At 71.2% G+C, this 25,296-nt stretch carries 23 protein-coding genes; 17 read left to right on the forward strand and 6 right to left on the reverse strand.

All coding sequences use genetic code 11. The features are described from left to right. Positions 1-153: 153 nt before the first annotated feature. The 5 genes from M3147_RS05290 to M3147_RS05310 all read left to right on the forward strand — a co-directional run bounded on the left by M3147_RS05290 (position 154) and on the right by M3147_RS05310 (position 7,309). On the forward strand, positions 154-3,009 hold the full coding sequence (locus M3147_RS05290; protein WP_251202429.1) for an FtsK/SpoIIIE domain-containing protein: 2,856 nt from the start codon (positions 154-156) through the stop codon (positions 3,007-3,009). Positions 3,010-3,161: 152 nt separating this feature from the next. Continuing rightward, positions 3,162-4,304 (forward strand): ABC transporter substrate-binding protein, encoded by a 1,143-nt coding sequence (locus M3147_RS05295; RefSeq protein WP_251202430.1) that lies wholly within the window; start codon positions 3,162-3,164, stop codon positions 4,302-4,304. Between the two features lie 2 nt (positions 4,305-4,306). Further along, complete coding sequence (locus M3147_RS05300) at positions 4,307-5,503, forward strand: ABC transporter ATP-binding protein (RefSeq protein ID WP_251202431.1); 1,197 nt, start codon at positions 4,307-4,309, stop codon at positions 5,501-5,503. A gap of 1 nt (position 5,504) precedes the next feature. Further along, on the forward strand, positions 5,505-6,416 hold the full coding sequence (locus M3147_RS05305; RefSeq protein ID WP_251202432.1) for an ABC transporter permease: 912 nt from the start codon (positions 5,505-5,507) through the stop codon (positions 6,414-6,416). Between the two features lie 149 nt (positions 6,417-6,565). Continuing rightward, positions 6,566-7,309, forward strand: a complete 744-nt coding sequence (locus M3147_RS05310) for an ABC transporter permease (RefSeq protein ID WP_251202601.1) — start codon at positions 6,566-6,568, stop codon at positions 7,307-7,309. A 159-nt stretch (positions 7,310-7,468) separates the two neighbouring features. Here M3147_RS05310 and M3147_RS05315 read toward each other — a convergent pair whose 3' ends face one another. After that, positions 7,469-8,458 carry an asparaginase gene (locus M3147_RS05315; protein WP_251202433.1) on the reverse strand — a complete coding sequence of 330 codons (990 nt, stop codon included), beginning with the start codon at positions 8,456-8,458 and terminating at the stop codon, positions 7,469-7,471. Then, the gene (gene gabT / locus M3147_RS05320) at positions 8,458-9,816 is read right to left on the reverse strand and encodes a 4-aminobutyrate--2-oxoglutarate transaminase (RefSeq protein WP_251202434.1); all 1,359 of its coding nucleotides are present in this window, start codon (positions 9,814-9,816) and stop codon (positions 8,458-8,460) included. The genes M3147_RS05315 and gabT overlap by 1 nt, the downstream gene beginning before the upstream one ends. 105 nt (positions 9,817-9,921) lie before the next feature. Between gabT and M3147_RS05325 the strand changes: the two genes are divergently transcribed. Then, positions 9,922-10,404 carry an OsmC family protein gene (locus tag M3147_RS05325; protein ID WP_251202435.1) on the forward strand — a complete coding sequence of 161 codons (483 nt, stop codon included), beginning with the start codon at positions 9,922-9,924 and terminating at the stop codon, positions 10,402-10,404. Positions 10,405-10,417: 13 nt separating this feature from the next. Here M3147_RS05325 and M3147_RS05330 read toward each other — a convergent pair whose 3' ends face one another. Together M3147_RS05330 and M3147_RS05335 are read right to left on the reverse strand one after the other, a co-directional pair. Beyond that, entirely contained in the window at positions 10,418-11,332 is a 915-nt protein-coding gene (locus M3147_RS05330) for a hypothetical protein (RefSeq protein WP_251202436.1), read from the reverse strand. 103 nt (positions 11,333-11,435) lie between these two features. Next, complete coding sequence (locus M3147_RS05335) at positions 11,436-12,236, reverse strand: lysophospholipid acyltransferase family protein (protein ID WP_439954185.1); 801 nt, start codon at positions 12,234-12,236, stop codon at positions 11,436-11,438. A gap of 46 nt (positions 12,237-12,282) precedes the next feature. On the opposite strand from M3147_RS05335, the gene dxr reads away from it, so the two are divergent. From dxr to M3147_RS05360, 5 genes are all read left to right on the forward strand, one after another. Further along, complete coding sequence (dxr, locus tag M3147_RS05340) at positions 12,283-13,377, forward strand: 1-deoxy-D-xylulose-5-phosphate reductoisomerase (RefSeq protein WP_251202437.1); 1,095 nt, start codon at positions 12,283-12,285, stop codon at positions 13,375-13,377. A 45-nt stretch (positions 13,378-13,422) separates the two neighbouring features. Next, the gene (locus tag M3147_RS05345) at positions 13,423-14,748 is read left to right on the forward strand and encodes a M50 family metallopeptidase (protein ID WP_251202438.1); all 1,326 of its coding nucleotides are present in this window, start codon (positions 13,423-13,425) and stop codon (positions 14,746-14,748) included. Between the two features lie 128 nt (positions 14,749-14,876). Then, positions 14,877-16,070 (forward strand): sensor histidine kinase, encoded by a 1,194-nt coding sequence (locus M3147_RS05350; protein WP_251202439.1) that lies wholly within the window; start codon positions 14,877-14,879, stop codon positions 16,068-16,070. 29 nt (positions 16,071-16,099) lie between these two features. Beyond that, complete coding sequence (locus tag M3147_RS05355; RefSeq protein WP_251202603.1) at positions 16,100-16,774, forward strand: response regulator; 675 nt, start codon at positions 16,100-16,102, stop codon at positions 16,772-16,774. A 139-nt stretch (positions 16,775-16,913) separates the two neighbouring features. Then, entirely contained in the window at positions 16,914-17,216 is a 303-nt protein-coding gene (locus M3147_RS05360) for an SHOCT domain-containing protein (protein ID WP_251202440.1), read from the forward strand. 48 nt (positions 17,217-17,264) lie between these two features. On the opposite strand, the gene M3147_RS05365 is transcribed toward M3147_RS05360, so the two are convergent. Together M3147_RS05365 and M3147_RS05370 are read right to left on the reverse strand one after the other, a co-directional pair. Next, positions 17,265-18,518, reverse strand: a complete 1,254-nt coding sequence (locus tag M3147_RS05365) for a low temperature requirement protein A (protein WP_251202441.1) — start codon at positions 18,516-18,518, stop codon at positions 17,265-17,267. Between the two features lie 83 nt (positions 18,519-18,601). After that, positions 18,602-19,786, reverse strand: coding sequence for an acetyl-CoA C-acetyltransferase (locus M3147_RS05370; RefSeq protein WP_251202442.1), 1,185 nt, complete (start codon positions 19,784-19,786; stop codon positions 18,602-18,604). Between the two features lie 130 nt (positions 19,787-19,916). Between M3147_RS05370 and M3147_RS05375 the strand changes: the two genes are divergently transcribed. The 6 genes from M3147_RS05375 to ispG all read left to right on the forward strand — a co-directional run bounded on the left by M3147_RS05375 (position 19,917) and on the right by ispG (position 25,132). Continuing rightward, positions 19,917-20,690, forward strand: a complete 774-nt coding sequence (locus tag M3147_RS05375; RefSeq protein ID WP_251202443.1) for a CoA transferase subunit A — start codon at positions 19,917-19,919, stop codon at positions 20,688-20,690. 1 nt (position 20,691) lies between these two features. Next, on the forward strand, positions 20,692-21,339 hold the full coding sequence (locus M3147_RS05380) for a CoA transferase subunit B (protein WP_251202444.1): 648 nt from the start codon (positions 20,692-20,694) through the stop codon (positions 21,337-21,339). A 62-nt stretch (positions 21,340-21,401) separates the two neighbouring features. Further along, the gene (locus M3147_RS05385) at positions 21,402-22,397 is read left to right on the forward strand and encodes a YihY/virulence factor BrkB family protein (RefSeq protein WP_251202445.1); all 996 of its coding nucleotides are present in this window, start codon (positions 21,402-21,404) and stop codon (positions 22,395-22,397) included. A gap of 109 nt (positions 22,398-22,506) precedes the next feature. Then, positions 22,507-23,214, forward strand: a complete 708-nt coding sequence (locus M3147_RS05390; RefSeq protein ID WP_251202446.1) for a hypothetical protein — start codon at positions 22,507-22,509, stop codon at positions 23,212-23,214. A gap of 146 nt (positions 23,215-23,360) precedes the next feature. Next, a complete protein-coding gene (locus M3147_RS05395) occupies positions 23,361-23,927 on the forward strand; it encodes a hypothetical protein (RefSeq protein WP_251202447.1) in 567 nt (188 codons plus the stop codon). Positions 23,928-24,001: 74 nt separating this feature from the next. After that, positions 24,002-25,132, forward strand: coding sequence for a flavodoxin-dependent (E)-4-hydroxy-3-methylbut-2-enyl-diphosphate synthase (gene ispG / locus M3147_RS05400; protein WP_251202604.1), 1,131 nt, complete (start codon positions 24,002-24,004; stop codon positions 25,130-25,132). Positions 25,133-25,296: the final 164 nt, after the last annotated feature.

Below are 25,296 nucleotides of genomic sequence, written 5' to 3' on the forward strand. Positions count from 1 at the left end.
GCGGTCCGCGGTTCTCGTCCTCCACAATGGATGACCCGCCATCTCGCACCCCCAGATCTCGCACGCCGGCGCAGAGGGACGGCACCGCGCTGCTGAGCTGGGGGCATGGACGCGCCGACCGATCGACTCCCGCTGCTCCGGCTTCCTCCGCCGGTGAGCAGCCGCAAGAGGACGCCGTTCCCGCTGCTTGCGACACTCGCGCCGATCGTGACCGCCGGGCTGCTCTATGCGCTCACCCGCTCGCCGCTCGCGCTCGTGTTCGCGGCGGTCGGGCCGGTCGTCGGGCTCGCCGCAGTCCTCGACGGCCGGCGTAGCGCTCGGCGGCAACTGCGGCGCGAGCAGCGAGAGCGCGCTGAGGGGCTGCGTGCGCTCGCCGACGAGATCGCACATCGTCACGCGGCGGAGCACGACGACGTCTGGCGGCGCGCGGCCGAACTCGAGACCGTGCTCGCCGAAGCGGCGGGCGCACGGTGGACGAGCGCTCGGGCGGGCGAACTCGTGCTCGGCCGCGGCACGGTTGCGAGCGCGCTGCGCATCGAGGGGGAGCCCGTCGACGAGGGCGATCGCGCCCTGCTCGCTCACGCGTGGGCCCTCGCCGACGCCCCGATCCGGGCCGATCCGGACGTGGGGATCGGATTCGTCGGCCCCACCTTCCTGGCACGCGCCGCGGCCCGCGCGGCGGTCATCAGGTGGGCGTCCACCGTGCGACCCGGCGTCGCAGGCCTCCGCCTCCCCGAGACCGACGCGTGGGCGTGGGGTGCGTCGCTGCCGCACCACGGCGCCGGGGCCGGGATCACGGTGGTCGAGGGCGAGCAACGCCCCGATTCCGGCGGCGTGATCGCGGTCGCGCGCGAGCGAAGGGCACTGCCGCCGGGCCTGCGCACCGTGGTCGAGCTTCGCTCGGCCCGCCGAGCCCGCATCGAGGTCCTCGGCGCACCCGAACGCAGTCAGGAGTTCGTGCCCGAACTCCTCGGTGACCGGCAGGCGGGGGTCGCCGCGCACCGCTTGGCCGAGACGGCGGCCCGCAGCGGGCTCGGCGCCACACCCCTCCCGCCGCGGGTCGACCTCGCGACGCTGTCGCAGCCGAGGACCGCTGGGCGGGCGCGTCTTGCGGCCGCCGTCGGAACCGCGTCGGGCGGGGTGCTCGAGCTCGACCTCGTGCGGCAAGGCCCGCACGCGCTCGTCGGCGGCACGACCGGCAGCGGCAAGAGCGAGTTCCTCCTCGCCTGGCTCGCCGCGCTCGCCACTTCGTACTCACCGGCGGCGCTCGCCATGCTGTTGGTGGACTTCAAGGGCGGAGCGGCCTTTCAACCGATCGCCGGGCTCCCGCACGTCGTCGGAGTCGTCACCGATCTCGACGAGGCCGAGGCGCTCCGCGCCGTCGAGAGTCTTCGAGCCGAGATCCGCCAGCGCGAGCGTCGGCTACGGGCGAGTGGCGTGCGAGACTTCGTCGAGCTCGATCGTTCGGTCGAGCTGCCGCGGCTGGTGATCGTCGTCGACGAGTACCAGGCGCTGGTCGAACGGTTCGACGAGCTCGGTCGGCTCTTCGCCGACCTCGCGGCCCGCGGTCGATCCCTCGGCATGCACCTCATCCTGTCCACCCAGCGGCCGAACGGGAGCGTCCGCGAACAGATCACCGCGAACTGCCGGCTGCGCGTCTGCCTTCGCGTGCTGCACGCCAGCGACAGCCGCGCCGTCATCGGCGTCGACGATGCCGCCGGGATTCCACCGACCTTCCCCGGCCGGGCGATCGTCGACGATGGGACGGCTCGGCCGCAGCCCTTCCAATCGGCGATCGCCGACCCGGTGCACCTCGAACTCCTGCGGGCCGGGAGCAGCGGCGAGCGGCCGGCCAAGCGTACCTGGCTCGACCCGCTTCCCGCGCGACTCCAGCTCGCCGAACTCGAGCCAGTCGGCGAGGGAGTCGCGTTCGGACTGCTCGACGTCCCGGAGCAGCAACGGCGTCTGAACGCCGTGTGGCGGCCGGAGTCAGACGGAGCGATGCTGGTCTGCGGTGCGCCCGGGAGCGGACGGAGCACGGCCCTGCGGACGATCGCGGCGGCGTTCGCGGCGCGGTACGGCCCGCACCGGGTCATTCGGCTCTCCGAGCACCGCTCCGAGGCCTGGGACACCCTCACCGCGCTGGCTCAGGCGGCGGAAACGGGCGACGCCTCCGCCACTCCGCAGCTCCTGATGGTCGACGGAGTCGACGTGCGATTCCGCGCCTGGCCGGACGAATATCGGCTGGCCGCCGTCGACCAGCTCGCGACGATCCTCGACGGCGCCGGCGGCGCGTTCCTCGTGGCGTCGGCGACGAGACCTGCGGCGCTGTCGTCGGAGATCCGCGACGGCTTCCGATCGCTGCTCCTCCTCCGGCAGCCGTCGCGCGGCGAACTCGCCCAGCTGGGCGGTGATCCGACCCTGTGGCGGTCCGACGAGGGGCCGGGAGCGGGGCAATGGCGTGGGCTTCGCCTCCAGGTCGCGCTGGCCGAGGCGCCGCCGCCCGAGGCAGTCACCCCGACGGCGCTGTCCCCCCGCGGGCATCCTCAGGTTCCGGAGCTCGTGCTCCGAGACGGCGTCAGCCACGCGCTCGTCGCTCGCAACGTGCCGCTCGTGCTGGCGCGGCTCTCGGAGCTCTCGGGGGTCCGCATCCACCGCCTCACCTCGACCGGCGCGGTCGAAGCGGTGCCCGGCACGGCCGACTCCCCGCCCGGCGGAGCGGAGGTGATCGTCGGCGACGCGGAGGGATGGGCGGCGGGGTGGCGGGTCTGGGCCGAGCTGAAGCACCGCGGCGTCGCGATCGTCGACGGCGGGCTCGCCGAATTCCGGGCGCTGTACCGGGGGCGCGAGTTGCCGCCGCTGCTCGACCGCGCCGCCGCGCAGGGATGGCGCATCGCCCCGGACGGCAGCATCGAACGGTTCGTCTGGCCCGCGCGGCGATTTCAACGGAAACCGCCGTCGAAGCCGCACAATGCAACCGGAACCATCGCGCACGACGCACGAACGTAACGAATCGGACATCCATCCGTGATTCCGGCCGAGCAGTGTGGCAGGATCAATCCACCCCGCAGTGCTGCGAACCCGAGAGGAAGCCCGTGACTCGGCAACCCCCGACGGATCCACGAATCCGTTCCCTCATCGATCTCGCACGCCGTCAGCAGTTGAGCCGCAGAACCCTGCTCGCCGGTGCCGGCGCCGGGGCAACTGCGCTCGCGCTCGCCGCGTGCCAGAGCGGACCCCGACCGAAACCGAAGCCCGCCGCAGACCGCTCCGACGGCGACCCGACGGTGCGCTGGGCCAACTGGGCCGCGTACATCGACGAGGACGACGACGGCAACTATCCGACCCTCCAGGCCTTCACCGAGGCCACCGGAATCTCGGTCGACTATCAAGTCGCGGTCGACGACAACAACACCTACTACGGCAAGGTGAAGGATCAGCTCGCGCTCGGCCAGGACATCGGCTCCGACACCGTGTGCCTCACCGACTGGATGGTGGCTCGCTGGATCCGCTTCGGCTACACGCAGGAGCTCGACCACGCCAACATGCCGAACCTGGCGAACCTCAACCCCGCGCTCCGCGACCCCGATTTCGACCCCGGCCGTACGTTCTCGGTGCCGTGGCAGGGGGGCTTCGGCGGCATCTGCTGGAACAAGGAGGCGATCCCCGGCGGCATCACCCGGGTCTCCGACCTGTGGGACCCGTCCCTCAAGGGCCGGGTGGGCGTGCTCTCCGAAATGCGGGACACCATGGGCTGCATCATGCAGGACCTCGGCACCGATATCGCGGGCGACTGGGGCGACGACGAGTTCACCGCGGCCATCGACGTGTTCCGCGAGCAGGTCGACCGCGGCCAGGTGCGCAACATCAAGGGCAACGCCTACCTCGAAGACCTGAAGTCCGGCGACACCCTCGCGGCGATCTGCTGGTCGGGCGACATCACCGTGATCAACGCGGAGGCCGGTGACAAATGGGAGTTCGCGCTCCCGGTCGGCGGCGGCACCCTGTGGAACGACAACTTCCTCGTCCCCGTCGGGTCCCCGCGCAAGGCGAACGCGGAGCGCCTCATCGACTTCTACTACCAGCCCGAGATCGCGGCGGAGGTCGCCGCGTGGGTGAACTACATCACTCCGGTCGACGGAGCGAAGGAGGCCGCGATGGCCATCGACCCGGAGCTCGCCGAGAACCAACTCATCTTCCCGAACGCCGACACGCTCGAGCAGGCCCACGTGTTCCGCGGGCTCACGGCGCGCGAGGAGCAGAAGTACCAGACCCAGTTCCAGTCGATCCTGTTGGGAGTGTGACCATGGCGATGCGCGAATTCGCCGAGCGAGGCGCGGACCTCGAACTCGTCGGCATCCATAAGCGGTTCCCCGGCTTCACCGCCATCGAGGAGCTCGACCTCACGATCCCGGCGGGGTCGTTCTTCGCCCTGCTGGGGCCGTCCGGCTGCGGCAAGACGACGACGCTCCGCCTCGTCGCCGGGCTCGACGAGCCGACGAGCGGACGAATCCTGATCGGTGGCACCGACGTCACCGCCACACGCTCGCACGAGCGTCCGGTGAACACCGTCTTCCAGAGCTATGCGCTGTTCCCGCACATGACGATCCTCGAGAACGTCGCCTTCGGCCTACGTCGTCGTCGGATCGACGACCCGGTCGGGAAGGCGCACGAAGCGCTCCGCCTGGTCGAACTCGACCACATCGCGCAGCGCCGTCCGCAACAGCTCTCGGGCGGCCAGCAGCAGCGCGTCGCGCTCGCCCGGGCGATCGTGAACCGTCCTGCACTCCTCCTTCTCGACGAGCCGCTCGGCGCACTCGACCTGAAGCTCCGGCGGCAGATGCAGCTCGAGCTGAAGGCGATCCAGGAAGAGGTCGGGCTCACCTTCCTGCACGTCACGCACGACCAGGAGGAGGCCATGACCATGGCCGACACCGTCGCGGTCATGAACAAGGGTCGCATCGAGCAGATGGGTGCCCCCGAAGAGCTCTACGAACTGCCGAGGACCGCGTTCGTCGCGAACTTCCTCGGCCAGTCGAACCTGTTCACGGGGGACGTCGTGGGCGCCACGGACACGGCCGTCGCGGTCGATGCCGGGGGCTCGCGCATCGTCGTTCCGGCAGCTCGCGCGCAGCGGCACACCGGGCAGATCACCGTCGGCGTCCGACCGGAGAAGGTCGAGCTGCACCGCGATCAGCCACAGGCGGAGGCCGGTCGGAACCTGCTCGGCCCCGGCGTCGTGGTCGACGTCTCCTTCTCGGGCGTGAGCACCCAGTACATCGTCGAGATCCCCGGCGCGGGCCGTGTGCTCGTGTTCGCGCAGAACATCGGCTTCGGGCCCGCCGCGGCCGAGGGCGACCGCGTCTGGGTCAGCTGGGCGGTCGAGCACGGCTTCGGACTGGAAGACACTCCCGACGAAGCGCGGTTCCAGGCGGACGACTCCACGAGCTCCATCGCGGCTCAACACCGCGACGCGCTCGTGGCGGAGCTCGAGGAGCACTGAGGTGGCCTTCGCAGCCTTCGCCACCGCAGAGGCACAGCCCCAGGCGCCGAGGAAACGCAGCGCGATCGCCCTCGTGCTGCTCGCCCCCGGCATCGCCTACCTCGTGCTGTTCTTCCTCACCCCGCTCGTCTCGCTCCTCCTCACCTCTTTGCAGGTGCAGAGCGAGTTCGGCGACATCGGCGAGTTCGACTACGGCTTCAACTGGCAGAACTACGTCGACGTCGTCACCGCCTACTGGCCGCACATCCTGCGTTCCTTCGGCTACGCGCTCGTGGCGACGATCCTCGCGCTCGTGATCAGCTACCCGATCGCGTACTTCATCGGCGTGAAGGCCCGCAGCAAGCCGCTCCTGCAGGGCATCCTGCTCGTGCTCGTCATCGCGCCGTTCTTCATCTCCTTCCTCCTGCGGACGCTCGCCTGGAAGCAGGTGCTCTCGGACGAGTCGTTCATCATCACCTCGCTGAAGGCGCTGTCGCTGATGGCCCCCGACGCGCACTTCACGGGTACGCCGTTCGCGGTCATCTTCGGTCTGACGTACAACTTCATCCCGTTCATGACGCTGCCGCTGTACACGACCCTCGAGCGGCTGGACCTCCGGTACCTGGAGGCGGGTGGCGACCTTTACGCGAGCCCGGCGACGGTGTTCCGCAAGATCACCGTGCCGCTGTCGATGCCCGGCATCGTGGCGGGCACGCTGCTCACCTTCATCCCCGCGGCCGGTGACTACGTCAACGCCAGCCGGGACTTCCTCGGCGGGCCGGGCACGCAGATGATGGGCAATGTGATCGAGGCCAACTTCCTCGTGCTGCTGAACTATCCGGCGGCCGCGGCGCTCTCGATCATCCTGATGGCGGCGATCCTCGTGCTCGTCGGCATCTATGTGAAGCGGAGCGGAACGGAGGACCTGCTGTGAGCGGTGAAGGACAGGCCGGGGCGGTCCTCGGCGGCCTCGCGGAGAGCGAGCAGCTCGAGCAGCGTACGCAGCCAGGGCGCGACCGGCCCAGGCGGGGGCTCGGCCGCTGGCTGCTGCCCACCTACGTGACGATCGCGTTCGCGTTCCTCATGATCCCGATCGTCTACACCTTCGTGTTCAGCTTCAACGACTCGGTTAAGTCGAACATCGCCTGGCGCGGGTTCACCTTCGACAAATGGCTGAATGTCTGCAACGTCGAGGGCGGTGCGGTCTGCCAGGCCTTCGGCAACAGCATCCTCATCGGCGTGGTCGCCACCGTGCTCGCGACCACGCTCGGCACGATGATCGCGATCGCCCTCGTCAGGTACCGCTTCCGCGCACGCTCCGCGATCAGCCTGCTGCTGTTCCTGCCGATGGCCACCCCCGAGGTGGTCCTCGGCGCCGGCCTCGCGGCGCAGTTCCTCGCGGTCGGCGTGCCGAAGGACATGGTGACGATCATCCTGGCGCACACGATGTTCTGCATCAGCTTCGTCGTCGTCACTGTGAAAGCCCGTGTGGCGAGCCTCGATCCAGCCCTCGAGGAGGCGGGTCGCGATCTCTACGGTTCGCCGGCTCAGGTGTTCTGGCGGGTGACCTTCCCGCTGCTCATGCCCGGCATCCTCGCCGCGGCGCTCCTCTCCTTCGCCCTGAGCTTCGACGACTTCATCATCACGAACTTCAACTCCGGTTCGGTGTCGACGTTCCCGAAGTACATCTACATCTCGGCCGCTCGCGGCATCCCGGCCGAGGCGAACGTCATCGCCTCCGCGGTGTTCCTCTTCGCGATGATCCTCGTGATCACGGTGCAGGTGTCTCGCGCGGCCCGGGAGAAGCGCCTCGCCAAGCTGAGCTGAGCTGAGCTGAGCTGAGCTCGGCTGGGCTCGGCCGGCTGAACCGTGCCGGATCCGGGCGGGCGCTCCGAACGCCCGCCCGGAACGCCCGCCCGGAAGATCCGCTCGGAGCGACCGGGACGAAACGCCCGCCCGGAACCCCCGGCCGGAACGACGAACGAGCTAGACGGTCGCGCGGATCTCGCCGACGGGGCGGTCGCCGCCCATCACCCAGAGGTCGAGTTCGGCGCGGGCGAGGTCGACGTCGTCGTGGTCGAGCGCCTTCGCATCGGCGAGCAGCCGGAGCGCGACGATCGTCGACGCGCGGGACGATCCGTCGAGCACCTTCAACGCCACAGTCGTGCCGTTCGGAGCGGTCATCACCATCACGCCCTCCGCGCCGAACTTCGCGAAGACTCCGAGCCGCTCGATCGCCACGGTATCGGGTTGCCCCGGGCCGGCGACCGCCCACGGGTGGGCCCGAGCCGCTTCAGCCAGCTCCGCGGCCTCGCGGTACAGGGCGAACGGCGAGCTGGTCTGGGCGGTCGTGATCTTCTGGATGCCGCGGGCCAGTCCGGTGAGGCTGATCGCGTGCACCGGGGCGCCGCAGCCGTCGACGGCGCTCGCGGCCGGGCGCTCGCCGGTCAATCGTTCCAGGACGTCGAGGATCTTCCTCTGCAGCGGATGCTCCGAGGAGAGGTAGCCCTCGACCGGCCAGCCGTTCTGCACGCAGGCGAGCAGCATGGCCGCGTGCTTGCCCGAGCAGGTCATGAAGACGCGCTCCGCGGTGCCGCCGGCACGGAGCAGCTGTTCGCGCGCCGCCCGGTCGCCGGGAAGTGCGGGCGGGCAGCCGAGCGCGGATCCGCTGAGCCCCTCTCGGTCGAGCAGCCCCTTCACGAGCGCCACGTGGGCCGCCGTGCCGGAGTGGCTCGCCATGGCGATGGCGGCATCCTCTCCGCGGAGGACGACGCCGGAGGTCATCACCGCGACCGCCTGGAACGGCTTCAGCGCGGAGCGCGGGAAGACCGGCGTGCGCACGTCGCCCAGGCTGCGAAGCACCTCGCCCTCCGGGGTGAGCACGATGGCGGAGCCGGCGTGCCTGGACTCGATGAAACCACTGCGTTCGACCACTGCGAGCTCGACGGAATCGGCGATGCTGAAGGTGCCGGCCATCAGCCGAGCGTCGCGAGGCCGGACTCGAGCACGCCGAGCGCATCCGCGATGAGCTCGTCGGTCACGGCGAGGCTCGGCAGGAAGCGGAGCACATTGCCGTAAGTGCCGGCGTTCAGCAGCAGCACGCCCTGCTGGGCCGCGTGCGCGATGAGCGTCGCGACCGCCTCGGGGTACGGCTCCTTCGTGGTGTCGCGGGTGCCGGGGCGCACGAGCTCGATCGCGATCATCGCGCCCTTGCCGCGGATGTCGCCGATCACGTCGAAGCGCTCGGCGAGCGAGCGGAGCCCCGCGGTGAGGCTGGCCTCGATTCGGCGGGCCTCGGCGAGGAGCTCGTCCTCCTCGATCGCCTCGAACACGGCGACGGCCGCCGCGCAGGCGACCGGGTTGCCGCCGAAGGTGCCGCCGAGGCCGCCGGGCTGGGCGGCGTCCATGATCTCGGCGCGCCCCGTGACGGCCGCGAGCGGCAGGCCACCGGCGATGCCCTTGGCCGACAGCACGAGGTCGGGCTCCCAGCCGAGCTGCTCGCTCGCGAAGTAGCTGCCGCTGCGGGCCATGCCCGACTGGATCTCGTCGGCGATCATGACGACGCCGTGCTCGGTGCACCAGGCCTGCAGCGCGGGCAGGAAGCCCTCGGCGGGCACCATGAAGCCGCCCTCGCCCTGGATGGGCTCGACCACGAGGCAGGCGAGGTCTGCGGCGCCCACGACCTTCTCGAGGTAGGCGATCGTGCGCGCTGCCGCCTGCTCGCCCGTGAGCCCGTCACGGTACGGGTAGGAGTTCGGCGCGTGGTACACGTCGCCCGCGAGCGGGCCGAAGCCCGAGGCGTAGGGGTGGGCCTTGTAGTTCATGGCCATCGTGAGGTTGGTGCGCCCGTGGTACGCGTGGTCGAGCACCGCGACGCCGCGGCGACCCGTGAACTTGCGTGCGATCTTCACCCCGTTCTCGACGGCCTCGGCCCCCGAGTTCACGAGCACGGACTTCTTCGCCCAGTCGCCAGGGGTGTGCTCGGCGAGGAGCTCGGCGACGCGCACGTACTCCTCGTACGGCGTGACCGTGAAGAGCGTGTGGGTGACGTCGTGGAGCTGCGCCGTCGCCGCCTCGACGACGTGCCGTTCGGTGTGGCCGACCGTCGTCACGCCGATGCCGCCGCCGAAGTCGACGAAGCGGTTGCCGTCGACGTCGACGAGGATCGCGCCGCTCGCGCGCTCGATGTAGACCGGCAGGGCGCTGGACACGCCCGCGGAGACGACCGCGGTGCGTCGCTCGTGCAGCGCGATCGACTTCGGGCCGGGAACGGCCGTGACGAGCTGGCGCTGCTGCGGCACCGTGTACGAGGGTGCGATCTGGGTCTCAGTCATGATGCGCCCAGCTTATCCCCGAGGCAGAATCGTGTGGGCGGTCGATCCGGCCGCCGGCCCGGACGGCGCAGCGCGCGGGCCGCGGGAGGGTCGGATGGAGGCGAGATGCTGGGCGAACACCACTACGAGGTCGAGGTCGAGTGGACGGGCAATCTGGGCACCGGCACGAGCGGGTACCGCGCGTACTCGCGTCGGCACGTCGTGCGCGCACCGGGCAAGGAGCACGGGGTCGCGGGTTCCGCGGACCGCACCTTCCACGGCGATCGCGAGCGCTGGAACCCCGAGGAGCTGCTGCTCGCGGCGCTCAGCCAGTGCCACATGCTGTCGTATCTGCACGTCGCGACGAATCACGGCGTGGTCGTGCTCGGCTACGAGGACGCCGCGACGGGCACGATGAGCGAGGACGGACGCGGGGGCGGGGCCTTCGTCGCCGCGACGCTGCGTCCGAGGGTCACTGTGGCGGACCCGGCGATGGCCGAGCTCGCGCAGCAGCTGCATACGGAGGCATCCGAGAAGTGCTTCATCGCGGCATCCGTCTCCTTCCCGGTCGGCCACGAACCGACCGTCGTGGTCGCCGGGGCCGACTGAGTCGGCAGTGGGGTCAGTCCTCGCGCGGCGGCGCGGTCGGGATGCCGGGCGTCGGGCAGACCTGCCCGTCGACGAGCCGGCTGCACGGCGGCAGGAAGCCCGGGTAGCGTTCGCTCGTCGGGTCGCCGAACCAGCGGTTCCACAGCAGCCAGAAGTTCAGGTTGCCCCAGGCGGAGCAGCCGTCGCCGCCCGCGTCCGCCGAGACCAGCGCGGCCTCGTTCGGCTGGTACGGCGTGTAGTTGTAGAGGTTCGCCGTCGCCTGGTTCCGGATCAGCACGGTGCTACCGCCACAGGCGGCGTCCGGGTTGTACGAGACCGGGACCGCACCGATGCGGTACTGCCGGTCGGGCTGCTGCGTGTACTGGCGGAACTGCCACGCGGCGTTGTACACCTGGTTGAAGAAGCCGAAGTACTTCACGTCGCAATCGGCGGTGTCCGGGCAGGCGTACCCGGTCGCCCGAAGGTAGCCGTGCTCGCTCGGGCGCGTGAGCAGCGACTGCTCCTTCTGCAGCAGGACGAGCAGCGTCTTCGGGCTCACCCCGCACGCGACCGCGGTCTTCGCAATGATGCGGCTCGCGCGCTCCTTCACCCCGCCGCGGTACTCGGCGCAATGCCCCGGACCCACGGCGGGCTGCGTCTCGGTCGTCTGCCGGTAGTCGGCGAGGCAGCTGATGCCGGCATCGGGGCGGCAGGGGAGCGCCTCGAGGAAGTCCTGGATCTGGTCCTCGTCGAGCGCCGTCGAGTCGAAGAAGCTGTCGTCGCTGACGATCAGCCCCGGATCGAAGCCGCTCGTGTCGACCTCGTCGATCTGCTCCGGATTCGCGCGGACCGTCGCGGCGGGGTCGGCGGTCGGAGCGCAGGCCGTGAGCAGCACGACGACGCCCGCGGCGATCGCGGCGAGGGCGGAGAGCGGTCGGAGGCTGGTCACCCGCTCGACGCTAGCGGGTGTGGGTGCCAAGCCGCTGAGAAGCGCCGGAGCGTCGCGGGGTGCACCGCGCAGTAGGCGTCGCGGGGTGCACCGCGCAGTGGGCTCAGACCCGCTCGCGCGGGACCACCCGGTCCGCGATGCGCGCGATCGCGCTCTGCGGCGGCGTCTCGTTGTAGCGGCCCGCGAGCTCCTGACCGCTCAGCGCGTGGATCGCCGCCATGATCTCGTCGGTCGCCGCCCGTCGCGCCTTGCCGGACTCGGCGCTGCCGTGCACCGAGAGGTCGAGCGGTTCGCCGAAACGCACCTGCACGGGCCGGATGCGGGGGAGCTTCGCGCCCACCGGCTGGATCTCCTGGGTGCCGACGAGGCCGACCGGCACGACGGTCGCGCCCGTGGTGAGCGCCAGCCAGGCGACCCCGGTGCGGCCCTTGTACAGGCGGCCGTCGAGCGAGCGGGTCCCCTCCGGGTAGAGGGCGAAGGCGTTGCCCCCCTCGAGGATGCGCCGGCCGAGGTCGAGCGCCTCCTGCGCCTGCGAGCCGGCGCCGCGCTCGACGCTCACCGCACCGATCGACCCGAAGAAGGTCCGCGAGACCCAGCCCTTGAGTCCTTTGCCGGTGAAGTAGTGCGACTTCGCGAGGAACTGCACGGGCCTCGGCGCGGCGAGGGGGATCACGATGCTGTCGATGAACGAGAGGTGGTTGGAGGCCAGGATGACCGGACCGCGCCGAGGCACGTGCTCGCGGCCCGTGATCTTCGGCCGGTAGACGATCGCCACCAGGGGACGGAGGATGCCTCGCACGATCGTGTACAGGGGCCCGGGGCGCTTCGGCGCAGCAGGGACGGCTTCGGCCTCGATCTCGCTCACCAGACGAGCGTAGGGCCATCCGTATGCGCTCGGCGGCATACCCGGAACCCGGGCGGATGGTCGTCGTCGGCCCTAGGGTGGAGGCGTGCGCAGCGTGATCATCCTCGGCTCATCCGGTTCCATCGGCACCCAGGCGCTCGACGTCATCCGCGCCAATCCGCGCCGCTTCGAAGTCGTCGGCCTCGCAGTCGGCTCCGACCGGGCGACCCTCGAGCGGCAAGCCGCCGAGTTCGGCGTCGAGCACACCGCGGTCGGCATCGACGAGGCCGTGCAGCTCGTCGACGACGTCGACGCCGATGTCGTCCTGAACGGGATCACGGGTTCGGTCGGGCTCGGACCGACGCTCGCGACGCTCCGGCGCGGCACCACCCTCGCGCTCGCGAACAAGGAGTCGCTCATCGTCGGCGGCGATCTCGTGACCGGGCTCGCGGCGCCCGGGCAGATCGTGCCGGTGGACTCCGAGCACTCCGCGCTCGCCCAGGCGCTCCGCTCCGGCACCGACGACGAGGTGCGCCGGCTCGTGCTCACCGCATCCGGCGGGCCGTTCCGCGGCCGGACGCGCGAGGAGCTCGAGGCGGTCGCCCCGGCCGAGGCGCTCGCGCACCCGACCTGGGACATGGGGCTCGTCGTCACCACGAACTCCGCGACGCTCGTGAACAAGGGGCTCGAGGTGATCGAGGCGCATCTGCTCTTCGACGTCGACTACGACCGGATCGACGTGGTCGTGCACCCGCAGTCGATCGTGCACTCGATGGTCGAGTTCATCGACGGATCGACGATCGCGCAGGCCTCACCGCCCGACATGCGGCTGCCGATCTCGCTCGGGCTCGACTGGCCGAACCGCGTCGGCGCCGTCGGGCGTCCGCTCGATTGGACGCAGGCGCAGAGCTGGACCTTCGAGCCGCTGGACGATGCGGCGTTCCCCGCGGTGCGGCTGGCGAAGCAGGTCGGCCGGGCGGGCGGGGAGTACCCCGCGGTCTACAACGCCGCCAACGAACAGGCCGTGGCCGCCTTCCACGCCGGCCGCATCGGCTTCCTCGACATCGTCGACACGGTGCGGGACGTCGTCGAGCAGCACGAGACCGCCGGCGCCCTCACCCTGGAGTCGCTCGCCGCGGCCGAGGCATCCGCCCGCCGCTCCGCCGACGCGAGGATCGCGCGCCGCTCAGCGGATCGATAGCCGCCGCCCAGCGGCCTCCGAGCGGATCGCAGTACGCTTCGTCCCGTGGAATCCGTGCTCGCCTTCATCCTCGGCGTCGTCATCATCGTGATCGGCCTCGGCCTGTCGATCGGCCTGCACGAGATCGGGCACCTCCTGCCCGCGAAGCTCTTCAAGGTCAAGGTCACCCAGTACATGATCGGCTTCGGGCCGACCATCTTCTCGCGACGCAAGGGCGAGACCGAGTACGGCGTGAAGGCGATCCCGCTCGGCGGCTACATCTCGATGATCGGCATGTTCCCGCCGGGGAAGGGCGGGCAGGCGAAGGCCGATTCCACCGGCTTCTTCCGCGGCCTCGTGCAGGACGCCCGCGACTCGAGCGCCGAATCGATCACTCCGGGCGACGAGGACCGCGCCTTCTACCGGCTGCCGGTGTGGAAGCGCATCATCGTCATGTTCGGCGGCCCGTTCATGAACCTGCTGCTCGCCGTGGTGTTCTTCGGCATCCTCTTCATGGGGCTCGGAATGCCGCAGCCCTCCACGACCATCGGCAGCGTGAACGCGTGCGCGCTCCCCGCGACGAGCGAGCGCCAGAGCTGCGAGAGCGGCGACCCGCAGGCGCCCGGCGCCGAGGCGGGGCTGAAGCCCGGCGACCGGATCGTCTCGATCGACGGCACCCCGATCACCAGCTGGACCCAGTCGACGGCCCTCATCCGGGAGCGCCCGAACGAGGCGATGGCCTTCGTCGTCGAGCGCGACGGCTCCGAGGTCGAGCTCACGGTCACGCCCATGCTGAGCGAGCGCTACGCGCTCGACGATCGCGGCGAGGTGGTGACCGGCGCGAACGGCGAGCCGGAGACCATTTCGGCCGGCTTCGTCGGCATCGGAGCCGCGTACGAGCGGGTCGCGCAGTCACCGGGGACGACGCTCGAAGCGGTCGGGCAGCAGATCTCCGGCGTCGCCGGGATCATCGTGAACCTGCCGCAGCGCATGATCGACGTCGCGAACGCGGCCTTCGGGCCGGGCGAGCGCGACCCGAACGGACCGATCTCGGTCGTCGGCGTCGGGCGGGTCGCCGGCGAGATCGCGACGATCGACACGATCCCGCTCGTCGACAAGGCCGCCGGCATGATCGGCATCCTCGGCTCGCTGAACATCGCGCTCTTCGTCTTCAACCTCATCCCATTGCTCCCGCTCGACGGCGGACACATCGCGGGCGCGCTCTGGGAGGCGATCCGCCGCGGCTTCGCGAAGCTGTTCCGCCGTCCGGATCCGGGGCCCGTCGACCTCGCGAAGCTCATGCCGCTCACCCTCGGCGTCGTGGTCGTCGTCGGCGCGATGAGCGCCCTGCTCATCTACGCCGACCTCGTGAAGCCGGTGACGCTGCTCTGATCCGGGACGGCCGCAGGGGAGCAGCGCGTGCCGGGATCGGCTGGGCGGCACGGCTACGCCCGCGGGAGTATCGCGGTCGCCTCCCCTGGGCGGATCCGGACGGGCAGGCCCGGGGCTACGATCGGGACATGCCCCTGCCCCCGTGGGACGATCAGGCCGCACGGCAGGGTCCGCCGGCCGCCGTCGTCCTGCTCCTCCCCGTCGTGCTGAGTCTGCTCGTGCAGGTCCCGGCCGCGATCGGCATCGCCGTCTGGACGGCGGCACCCCCGGCGCTCGCCGCGCTGCAGATCGGGCTCGCCGCGGCCGGCGGACTCGCCCTGCTCGCCTCGCGGCGCTGGCCCGGGCCGACCGTCGCGCTCGTCACCCTCCTCGCGCTCGCCGCCGTGCTCACCGGCCCAGATGTCGGGCCCCCGTACCTCGCGCTCGCCTTCGCGATCGTGCTGGCGATCGTGCGGGGCGCCGCCGTCTGGGCCGCGAGCGCGGTCGGTGTCGCGTGGGTCGCCGCCGTCGCGCTCGGGCCGGCCACCGGGCACACCTGGTCGCCGTTCCGGGTCGCCGCGACCACCGCGGGCCTCGGGTTCTGCTTCGCGATCGGCTGGTTCGCACGCCGCCGACGCGAGCGGGCGAGCGCCTTCCGTGAAGCGGTGGCGCGCCGCCGACGGACCGCGGAGGAACGCGAGCGCGTGCGGATCGCGAGGGAACTGCACGATGTGCTGGGTCACGCGCTCTCGCAGATCAACGTGCAGGCGAGCGTCGGGCTGCACCTGATGGACCGCGATCCCGAGCAGGCGCGCTCCGCGCTCGCGAGCATCAAGGGCGCCTCCAAGACCGCGCTCGAGGAGGTGCGGAGCGTGCTCGGCGTGCTCCGTGAGGGCGAGGCTCCGCTCGCGCCCCAGGCCGAGCTCGCGCAGCTGCCCCGTCTGGTCACGGAGTTCACGGTGCCCGGGCTCACCACCAGCCTCGACGACCGCCTGGGCGGTGAGGTGCCCGCGCGTCCGACGCAGTTCGCCGCCTACCGCATCGCGCAGGAGGCGCTGACGAACGTCGCCCGCCACGCCGACGCGACCCGGGTGGAGCTGCGGCTCGAGCGTGACGCGGACGCCCTCGTGCTCACGATCGACGACGACGGCGTCGGGTTGCCCGCCCCGGCCGATGCGGCGACGGGCGGTGCGATCGCGCTCGGCGACGGGCTGGAGGCCGGCCGAGGCATCCTCGGCATGCGTGAGCGGGCGGCCCTGCTCGGCGGCACCGTCGACTTCACGGCGGCACCGCACGGCGGCGCCCGGGTCATCGCCCGGCTGCCCTGGGGAGCGCCGCGATGAGCGAGCCGGCCGCCGCCGCCGAACCCCGGGTGATCCGCGTCGCCCTCGCCGACGACCAGCTCCTCGTGCGCGCGGGCTTCCGCGCCCTGCTCGACGCCGAGCCGGATGTCGAGGTGGCGGTGGAGGCGGCGGGCGGCCGGGAGCTCCTCGCCCGACTCCGCGAACGACCGGTCGACGTCGTGCTGATGGACATCCGGATGCCGGACGGCGACGGTCTCTGGGCGACGGAGCAGATCGCAGCGGATCCTGCGCTCGCCGGCGTGCGGGTCGTGATCGTCACCACGTTCGAGCTCGACGAGTACGTGGCGCGCGCCGTGCGCGCCGGGGCGAGCGGATTCCTCGTGAAGGACACCGAGCCGGTCGATCTCATCCGCGCGGTCCGTGTCGTCGCCGAGGGTGAGGGACTGCTCTCACCCGGGGTGACGCGGCGCTTGCTCGAACGGCTGTCGACCGGTCTCCGCGAGTCGCCCCGCCTCGCTGAGCTCGATGTGCTCACCGAGCGGGAGCGCGAGGTGCTGCGCCTCGTCGGGTCGGGGCTCTCGAACGAGGAGATCGCGGCGCGGCTCGTGCTCAGCCCGCTGACGGCGAAGACGCACGTCTCCCGGATCCTGTCCAAGGTGCACGCCCGCGACCGGGTGCACCTCGTGGTGCTCGCCTACGAGACCGGGCTCGTCGCTCCGGGATGGCACGGCCCGGCCGGCTGAGCACGGTCGAGGTCCGGCGCTGCTCCCTGGGGAGCAGTCGAGGTGTCTCCTGCCGGCGGATTCGTCGCCGGTGCACGACGAGGAGGCTCGAATCGGAGCGGCCCACTCGGGGCCGACCGGATCGCAAAGGACCTCCACCATGTTCTCCACCACACTCGCGGCGGCCGTCGCCGCCCATGCCGGCCCCTGGGGCGCCGGATTCGGCTGGGTGTTCTTCCTCATCCCGCTGTTCTGGATCCTCGTCTTCGTGCTCGTCTTCGGGCTGCTCGGCCGCAGCTGGCGCCGCGCCGCCTGGGCGCAGGGCGGTGCCTACGGCCCGCCGTGGGCCCGCGCGGCGAGCGCCGAACAGACCCTGGCCGAGCGCTTCGCGAAGGGCGACATCGACGAGCAGGAGTACCGCGCGCGGCTCGAAGTGCTGCGGGCGAACCGGCCGAACGGCTGAGCAGCGTCCGGGCTGCGACGGGCGGGCGCTGCGGCGCCCGCCCGTCGCTCAACGCCCCAGAATCTCGTTCAGTGCGCGCCGCTGGTGACGATGGCCGACCGTCTCGTAGCCGACCACCACCACGACGGGAGCGAGCGCCGCGATCAGGATGCCGAGCGGGAGGCTCGCCCCCGCCGCGACGGCGACGGCGGCGAGTGCCAGCATCACCAGGCTGCCGAGGTACAGGCCGATGTGGAAGGGATCGAAGCGGCCGAGCAGGAACGAGTACAGGGCGAACAGCATCGTCAGGAACACGGCGACCGGGACCACGACGGTCGCGAGTGCGGCGATCTCGGAGATCTCCACGTGCCCGCCGATCGCGTTCGCCGCCACGTGCAACCCGGCGCCGGTCGCGGCGAGCGAGCCGAACACGAGCATGTGGCCGTACCCCCAGACGAACGACCGCCGGGGGAACGCCGCCAGCAGCTTGCCGGACGGCATCGTGAAGTAGCACCACCAGAGCCCGAAGGCGAGCAGCACTCCGCCGAACGCGACGATGACGGCATCGGCCGACCAGCCCTGCTCCTCGACGACGGCCGAGATGGCGAGGATCGTGCCGAGCACGATCTCACCGAGGGTGATGATGACGAGCAGCGAGTAGCGTTCGGCGATGTGGTGCGGATGCCACGGCGTCGTGCCGCCACGGCGCTCAGCGAGCAGCGGCACGAGCATCTCGGCGACGCCGAACAGCACCATGAGCCAGATTGCCACGCCGAACGGCGGGTACACGACGATCTGGACGATCCAGGCGACCTGGACGGCGCCGAGGAGCCACGCATACCGGAGCGCCGTGCGCCGATAGCGGGGGTCGTGCCGCGCGACGCGCAGCCAGAGCGCGATCGTCGAGACGCGCATGACGACGTAGCCCGCGATCATGATGCCGTTCTCGACGTGCGCGCCAGCTTCGATGGAGTGGAAGAAGGGCGGCAGGCCGAGGGCGAGCACGAGCACGCCGAGCATCTGGATCATCGTGGCGACGCGCACGAACACGTCGTCGTTGTCGAAGGCGCTGGCGAGCCAGGAGTAGTTGATCCACGCCCAGCAGATCGCGAAGACCGCGAGGCAGAAGGCGAGCAGCGCCGGTCCGAAGCTGCCGATGCCGAGCAGATGCGCGGCCTGAGAGCCGGCCTGGCTGAACGCGACGACGAGGGTGAGGTCGTAGAGCAGCTCGAGCGGTGTCGCCGCCCGATGCTGCTCTTCGGGGTCGCGGCCGACCATCCGGCGCAGCCGGTGGTCGAGCGGCGGGTGGGCGGGCGAGGTCATGCGCACATCGTCGCACGGGCGGAAGGAACGGCGACAGCCCCCGGATCGGCGGCGATCCGGGGGCTGTCGGGTTGGTCGGCGCGTCAGCGGGAGAGCAGCAGCGCCTCACCCTGTCCGCCGCCGCCGCAGAGCGCGACCGCGGCGCGACCACCGCCGCGGCGCGAGAGCTCGAGCGCCGCGTGCAGCGCGAGCCGGGCGCCGGAGGCGCCGATCGGGTGGCCGAGCGCGATGGCGCCGCCGTGCACGTTCACCCGCTCGTGGTCGAGGCCGAGGTCGCGGGCTGACTGCAGGGAGACCGCGGCGAAAGCCTCGTTGATCTCGACGAGGTCGAGCTCACCGGCCGTCCAACCCGCGCGCGTCAGTGCCGCCTCGATCGCGTTCGCCGGCTGGGAGTGCAGCGAGTTGTCGGGGCCGGCGACCTGCCCGGCGGTGCCGACCACGGCGAGCCAGCTGAGGCCGCGCTCCTCCGCCCAGCTGCGGCTCGCGACGACCACCGCGGCCGCGCCGTCCGACAGCGGCGAGGAGTTGCCTGCGGTGATGGTGCCCTCGGCGGCGAAGGCGGGGCGGAGCTTCGCGAGCACCTCGACGGAGGAGTCCGGCCGCACCCCTTCGTCGGAGGACACGGTCACCGGGTCGCCCTTGCGCTGCGGGATCTCGACGGGCACGATCTCGTCGGCGAAGAGGCCGTCGGCCTGGGCGCGGCCCGCGCGCACATGCGAGGCGGCGGCGATCTCGTCCTGCTCGGGGCGGCCGATCCCGTAGCGACCGTTGACCCGCTCGGTGGAGGCACCCATCGATTCGTGGTCGAAGGCGTCGGTGAGCCCGTCGTGCGCGGCGTGGTCGAGGAGCTCGATGCTGCCGTACGTGTGCCCGGCCCGGGAGCCGGGGAGGAGGTGCGGCGCCTTCGTCATCGACTCCTGGCCGCCGGCGACCACGACGCTCGCCTCGCCGAGACGGATCATGCGCGCGGCGTCGGTGATGGCGACGAGGCCCGAGAGGCACACCTTGTTCAGCGTCATCGCCGGCACGCTCCACGGGATGCCCGCGGCGACGGCGGACTGACGGGCCGGGTTCTGCCCGGCGCCGGCCTGCAGCACCTGGCCCATGATGACGGCGTCGACATCGTCGGGGGAGACCCCGGCGCGCTCGAGCGCCCCGCGGATCGCGGCCGTGCCGAGCTCCACGGCGCTGCGGCTCGCGAGGGTGCCGTTGATGCGGGCGAACGGGGTGCGGGCGCCGGCGATGATGACGACGTCTTCGGTGCTCATGGTGGGTGGACTCCTTCGTCGGGGCGCGGGCTTGCGCGACCCCACCATTCTACGGTTCAGTTAACGGTGATTCACCGGATTCGGGCGAACGGCCGATTTCCGGTGGTCGACGTGACGAGGAGGTCGCGACATGACGCTCGACAAGACCGTGCCGGACGCTGCCGCCGCGGTGGCCGACATCCCCGACGGCGCCTCGCTCGCCGTCGGCGGCTTCGGCCTCTGCGGCATCCCCATGGTGCTCATCGACGCGCTGCTGGCACGCGGTTCCCGCGAGCTCGCCGTCGTGTCGAACAACTGCGGCGTCGACGACTGGGGGCTCGGCGTCCTGCTGGCCGCCGGGCGCATCCGCAAGATGACCTCCTCCTACGTGGGGGAGAACAAGGAGTTCGAGCGCCAGTACCTCTCCGGTGAGCTGGAGCTCGAGCTCACCCCGCAGGGCACGCTCGCCGAGAAGCTCCGTGCCGGAGGTGCCGGCATCGCCGCGTTCTTCACACAGACGGGCGTCGGCACCCAGGTCGCCGAGGGCGGGCTGCCGCAGCGGTACGCCGCCGACGGCGGGATCGCCGTGGCCTCCGCCCCGAAGCCGGTGCAGCGCTTCGAGGTGCGCGGCGAGCCGCGCGACTTCGTGCTCGAGGAGGCCATCACCACCGACTTCGCGCTCGTGCACGCGCAGCGCGGCGACCGGCACGGCAACCTGGTGTTCGACAAGTCGGCGCGCAACTTCTCGCCGCTCGCCGCGATGGCCGGCCGGATCTGCATCGCCGAGGTCGAGGAGCTCGTCGAACCCGGCGAGATCGACCCGGACGCGGTGCACCTGCCCGGGATCTTCGTCGACCGGCTCGTCGAAGTCGGCCCCGACATCGAGAAACGCATCGAACGGCGCACCGTGCGAGAGGAGCACTGACATGGCGCTCAGCCGGCTCGAGATGGCGGCACGGGCCGCGAAGGAGCTCGCCGACGGTTCGTACGTGAACCTCGGCATCGGGCTGCCGACCTTGGTGCCGAACTACGTGCCCGAGGGGGTCACCGTGGTGCTGCAGTCGGAGAACGGCATCCTCGGCGTCGGCCCGTACCCGCGCGAGGACGAGGTCGACCCCGACCTCATCAACGCGGGCAAGGAGACGGTGACGGTGCTGCCCGGCGCGGCGTTCTTCGACTCGGCGACGAGTTTCGGCATGATCCGCGGCGGCAAGGTCGACGCCGCGATCCTCGGCGCGATGCAGGTGTCGGCCAGCGGAGACCTCGCGAACTGGATGATCCCCGGCAAGATGGTGAAGGGCCCGGGCGGGGCGATGGATCTCGTGCACGGCGCCCGACGCCGGATCGTGCTCATGGAGCACGTGGCGAAGGACGGCTCGCCCAAGATCGTGCGCGAGTGCTCGCTGCCGCTCACGGGGCGCGGCGTCGTGGACCGCATCATCAGCGACCTCGCCGTCATCGACGTGACGCCCGCGGGACTGCGGCTCGTCGAGCTCGCACCGGGGGTGGGCGTCGAGGAGGTCGTCGCCGCGACCGAGCCGCCACTCGACGTCAGTGCCGTGGCGGCGCACTAGCGCGGATCCGGTCGCAACGGAAGGGGCTGCGGCGCTCGGCCGACGTCCGCCAGAATCACAGCGTGGACCGCCCAGCATCGCCCGTGCAGTTGAGTCGAGCCGCGTGGCGGGTCGCCGCCCGCCGCACGTCGCGCACCTTCTTCGCGGGCAACGGCATCGACCGCGCCGCGGCGCTCACGTTCTTCAGTGTGCTCGCGATCTTCCCCGCGGTGCTCGTCACGGCCTCGATCCTCGCGCTCGCCGGGCAGGAGGGGCGAGCGCTCGGTGCCGCCATCGACCTCGCGGGCGACGTGCTGCCGCGGGAGACGGTGGCGTTCCTCAGAGAGCGGCTCGGAGAGTTCGCGGTGTCGCCGGCGGCGAGCCTCGGCGTCATCACCGGCGCGGTCGTGGCGCTCTGGACGGCCTCCGCGTACGTGACCGCGTTCGGCCGGGCCATGAACGATGTCTACGGAGTCGAAGAGGGTCGGCCGATCTGGAAACTGCGCGGGCTCCAACTCCTCGTGACGGCCGGGCTGCTGGTGCTCGTCTCGGTCATCGTGCTGCTGCTCCTCCTCGGCGGCGGGGTCGCGAACGCGGTCGCGGAGCAGCTCGGCGCGGGCGAGGCGGTCCAGCTCACCTGGGCCGTCGTCCGCTGGCCGCTCCTCGTCGCCGTGCTCATCGGGCTCATCGCGCTGCTGTACCGGGCGACGCCGAACGTGCGCCAGCCGCGGTTCCGCTGGGTGAGCGTCGGCGCCGTCGTCGCGATCGCGGTGATCGCGGTCGCCTCGGCGGCGTTCCTCTGGTATCTCACGGCCTTCGCGCACTACGACCGCGTCTACGGCTCGCTCGCGGGCGCGGTCGTCTTCCTGGTCTGGCTGTGGCTCGTGAACGGCGGGCTGCTGATCGGCGCCGCCTTCGATGCTGAGCTCGAACGTGCGCGAGAGCTGCAGGCCGGCGCCCATGCCGAGGACCGCATCCTGCTCGAGCCCCGGGACACGACGCGGATCGCACGCAACGCGGAACGGCTCGCGGAGGAGCGCGAGCGGGCCAGGCGGCTCCGTCGCGAATCCGGCGAGTGACGCGTTACCGGATCGTGCTCTCCGCTCGCTGTCCAGGGGTGAATGCTTCCGGCAGAATGTGCTCGACGGGCCCGAGATGCCCGGAGAGGCATGGTGGGGGATGCGCCGGATGCGCGTGGGGATCTTCGGGGCCGTCGTGGCGGCCGCGCTCATGTTGACGGGCTGCACGGCCGAGCCGGCGCCGACCCCGACTCCGAGTCCCTCGGCGGCGCCGGCCGAGTCGCCGACCCCGACTCCGACGCCCAGCGCCGATCCGCTCGCCTCCGTCGATGCGCTCGTGATCCGGCCGACGGCGCTCGAACTCCGCGCGGGTGAGGCGGTGGTCGAGACGCTCGACTACATGTCGGAGCCGGCGGCCGCGGTGGCGACGCTCACCGAGCTCTTCGGGCGGCCTCCGGTCGATGAGGCCTACCAAGGTGGAAATCATTGGCCCGACGGCGTCTATCACCGCTGGGGCGGCTTCGTACTCGACGAACGCTTCTACGACGAGGAACGTCGGCAGCGCGATGGGCACGACTGGCTCGTCTGGCCCCGCTTCGCCGTCTTCTTCGACGGAACGGTCGCCGAGACGGTCTCCCTTCGATCACTCGAAGGTTCGCAGATCGGGGATGAATGGGCGGTGCTCGCCGAGCTCCCTTCCTTCGATCCCGACCTCGTGGTCTGCAACGGCGTCTCGATCGAAGCCGAACCGATCGAGACACCGCGCGATCGGCCCGCCCGAGTCAGCGTCGTCGCGGTGAAGGACGACGACGACGGCACCGTGCAGTGGATCAGCGCTCCCGAGATCGAGCTTGAAAGGTTCGGCGGATGCGCGTAGCGATTCGCGCGAGGGCCGCCTGCGCGGTCGTGGCGGTTCTGCTGCTCGCAGGGTGCTCGCCGTCGGCGCCGACGCCAACTCCGCCGCCGACGCCAGCGGCGACTGCGGAGCCGACATCGACCCCGATTCCGACGCCGAACGCTGCGGTGGTCGCCGCACTCATCGTTCGGCCGGAGGCGCTCGAGCTGCGCGATATGGGTGGCGCGGTCATCGCCGCGCTTGACTACCGGAGCGATCCGTTCGCCGCGCTCGAGGTGCTGCGGAGCGCTCTGGGGCCCGAGTCGTCCGCCGAGGAATTCCACGGGAGCAGCGAAGTGCCGCCGACGACCACGTACACCTGGGACGGACTGGCCTTCCTCGAGCGCCGGTACGTCGATCATTGGGCGTTCGCCGCCGACGAGCCACGCACACTCACCGGGTCGAGCTTCGATGTCTGGGTATCCGGTCCGACGGCAGCCGGGATCCCGATCGAGGCGGAGGGAGGGTTTGTCGTCGGCATGCCGTGGTCCACCGTTCTGGCCGCACCGGGGCTGCAGACGAATCCGAGCGGCTGCTCGGGGCCGTACGTCGACTTCGTCACCGAACGGCTCGACCGGCCGGACGGCGCGATTTCGGATCGTCGCGTCGCCGTCGACTTCTGGCCGGATGACACGGCGACGACACTCGCGCGCATCACCGCGCCGACGACGGTGTACGAGGACGGCTGCGTCTGAGGGATCTGGGTCGCTCGGCCGCGACCCAGCCCGGCGGAACTAGACTGCAAGACGTGCCTGCTGTGAATCTCGGAATGCCGAAGGTCCCCGAAGTCCTGGCCCCGCGACGCAAGTCCCGCCAGATCAAGGTGGGCAAGGTGCTCGTCGGCGGCAACGCCCAGGTGAGCGTGCAGTCGATGACCACGACACCCACGACGAACATCAACGCGACGCTCCAGCAGATCGCCGAACTCACGGCGTCCGGTTGCGACATCGTCCGCGTGGCGGTGCCGAGCCGCGACGACGCCGAGGCGCTGCCGATCATCGCCAAGAAGAGCCAGATCCCGGTGATCGCGGACATCCACTTCCAGCCGAACTACGTGTTTGCCGCGATCGACGCGGGCTGCGCCGCCGTCCGGGTGAACCCGGGCAACATCCGCAAGTTCGACGATCGCGTCGGTGAGATCGCGGCCGCTGCGAAGGCGGCCGGCGTCTCGCTCCGCATCGGCGTGAACGCCGGGTCGCTCGACCCGAGGCTGCTCGAGAAGTACGGCAAGGCGACGCCGGAGGCGCTCGTCGAGTCGGCGGTGTGGGAGGCCTCGCTGTTCGAGGAGCACGACTTCCACGACTTCAAGATCTCCGTGAAGCACAACGACCCCATCGTCATGGTGAAGGCGTACCGGCTGCTCGCCGAGCGCGGCGACTGGCCGCTCCACCTGGGCGTGACCGAGGCGGGGCCGGCGTTCCAGGGCACCATCAAGAGCGCGACGGCCTTCGGCATCCTCCTCGGTGAGGGCATCGGCGACACCATCCGCGTCTCGCTCTCGGCTCCGCCGGTCGAGGAGGTGAAGGTCGGCCTGCAGATCCTGCAGTCGCTGAATCTCCGCGAGCGGAAGCTCGAGATCGTCTCCTGCCCGTCGTGCGGGCGGGCCCAGGTGGATGTCTACACGCTCGCGAACGACGTCACCGAGGGCCTGAAGGACGTCACCGTCCCGCTCCGCGTCGCGGTCATGGGCTGCGTCGTGAACGGGCCCGGCGAGGCCCGCGAGGCCGACCTCGGCGTCGCGAGCGGTAACGGCAAGGGGCAGATCTTCGTCAAGGGCGAGGTGATCAAGACGGTGCCGGAGGCGGAGATCGTGCAGACGCTCATCGCCGAGGCCCAGCGCATCGCCGAGGAGATGGGCGGCGACGCGCAGACCGGTTCGCCCACCGTCGTCACCGTCTGATCCGCGAGAACGCTCGAACGACCCCCACTCGGGTGCCCCGAGCTGGGGGTCGCTCCGTGTCTGCCAGGGGTGGAGAATCGGGGCACTCCCTGATCTGAGAAAACCTCACAGATCAGTACCGTGATGGCGTGAACCGGGACGCCGCGCCGGTGCCGCCTCCGCCC

Origin of the sequence: Agromyces mediolanus, assembly GCF_023715325.1 — a bacterium.
GTDB lineage: Bacteria > Actinomycetota > Actinomycetes > Actinomycetales > Microbacteriaceae > Agromyces > Agromyces mediolanus_A.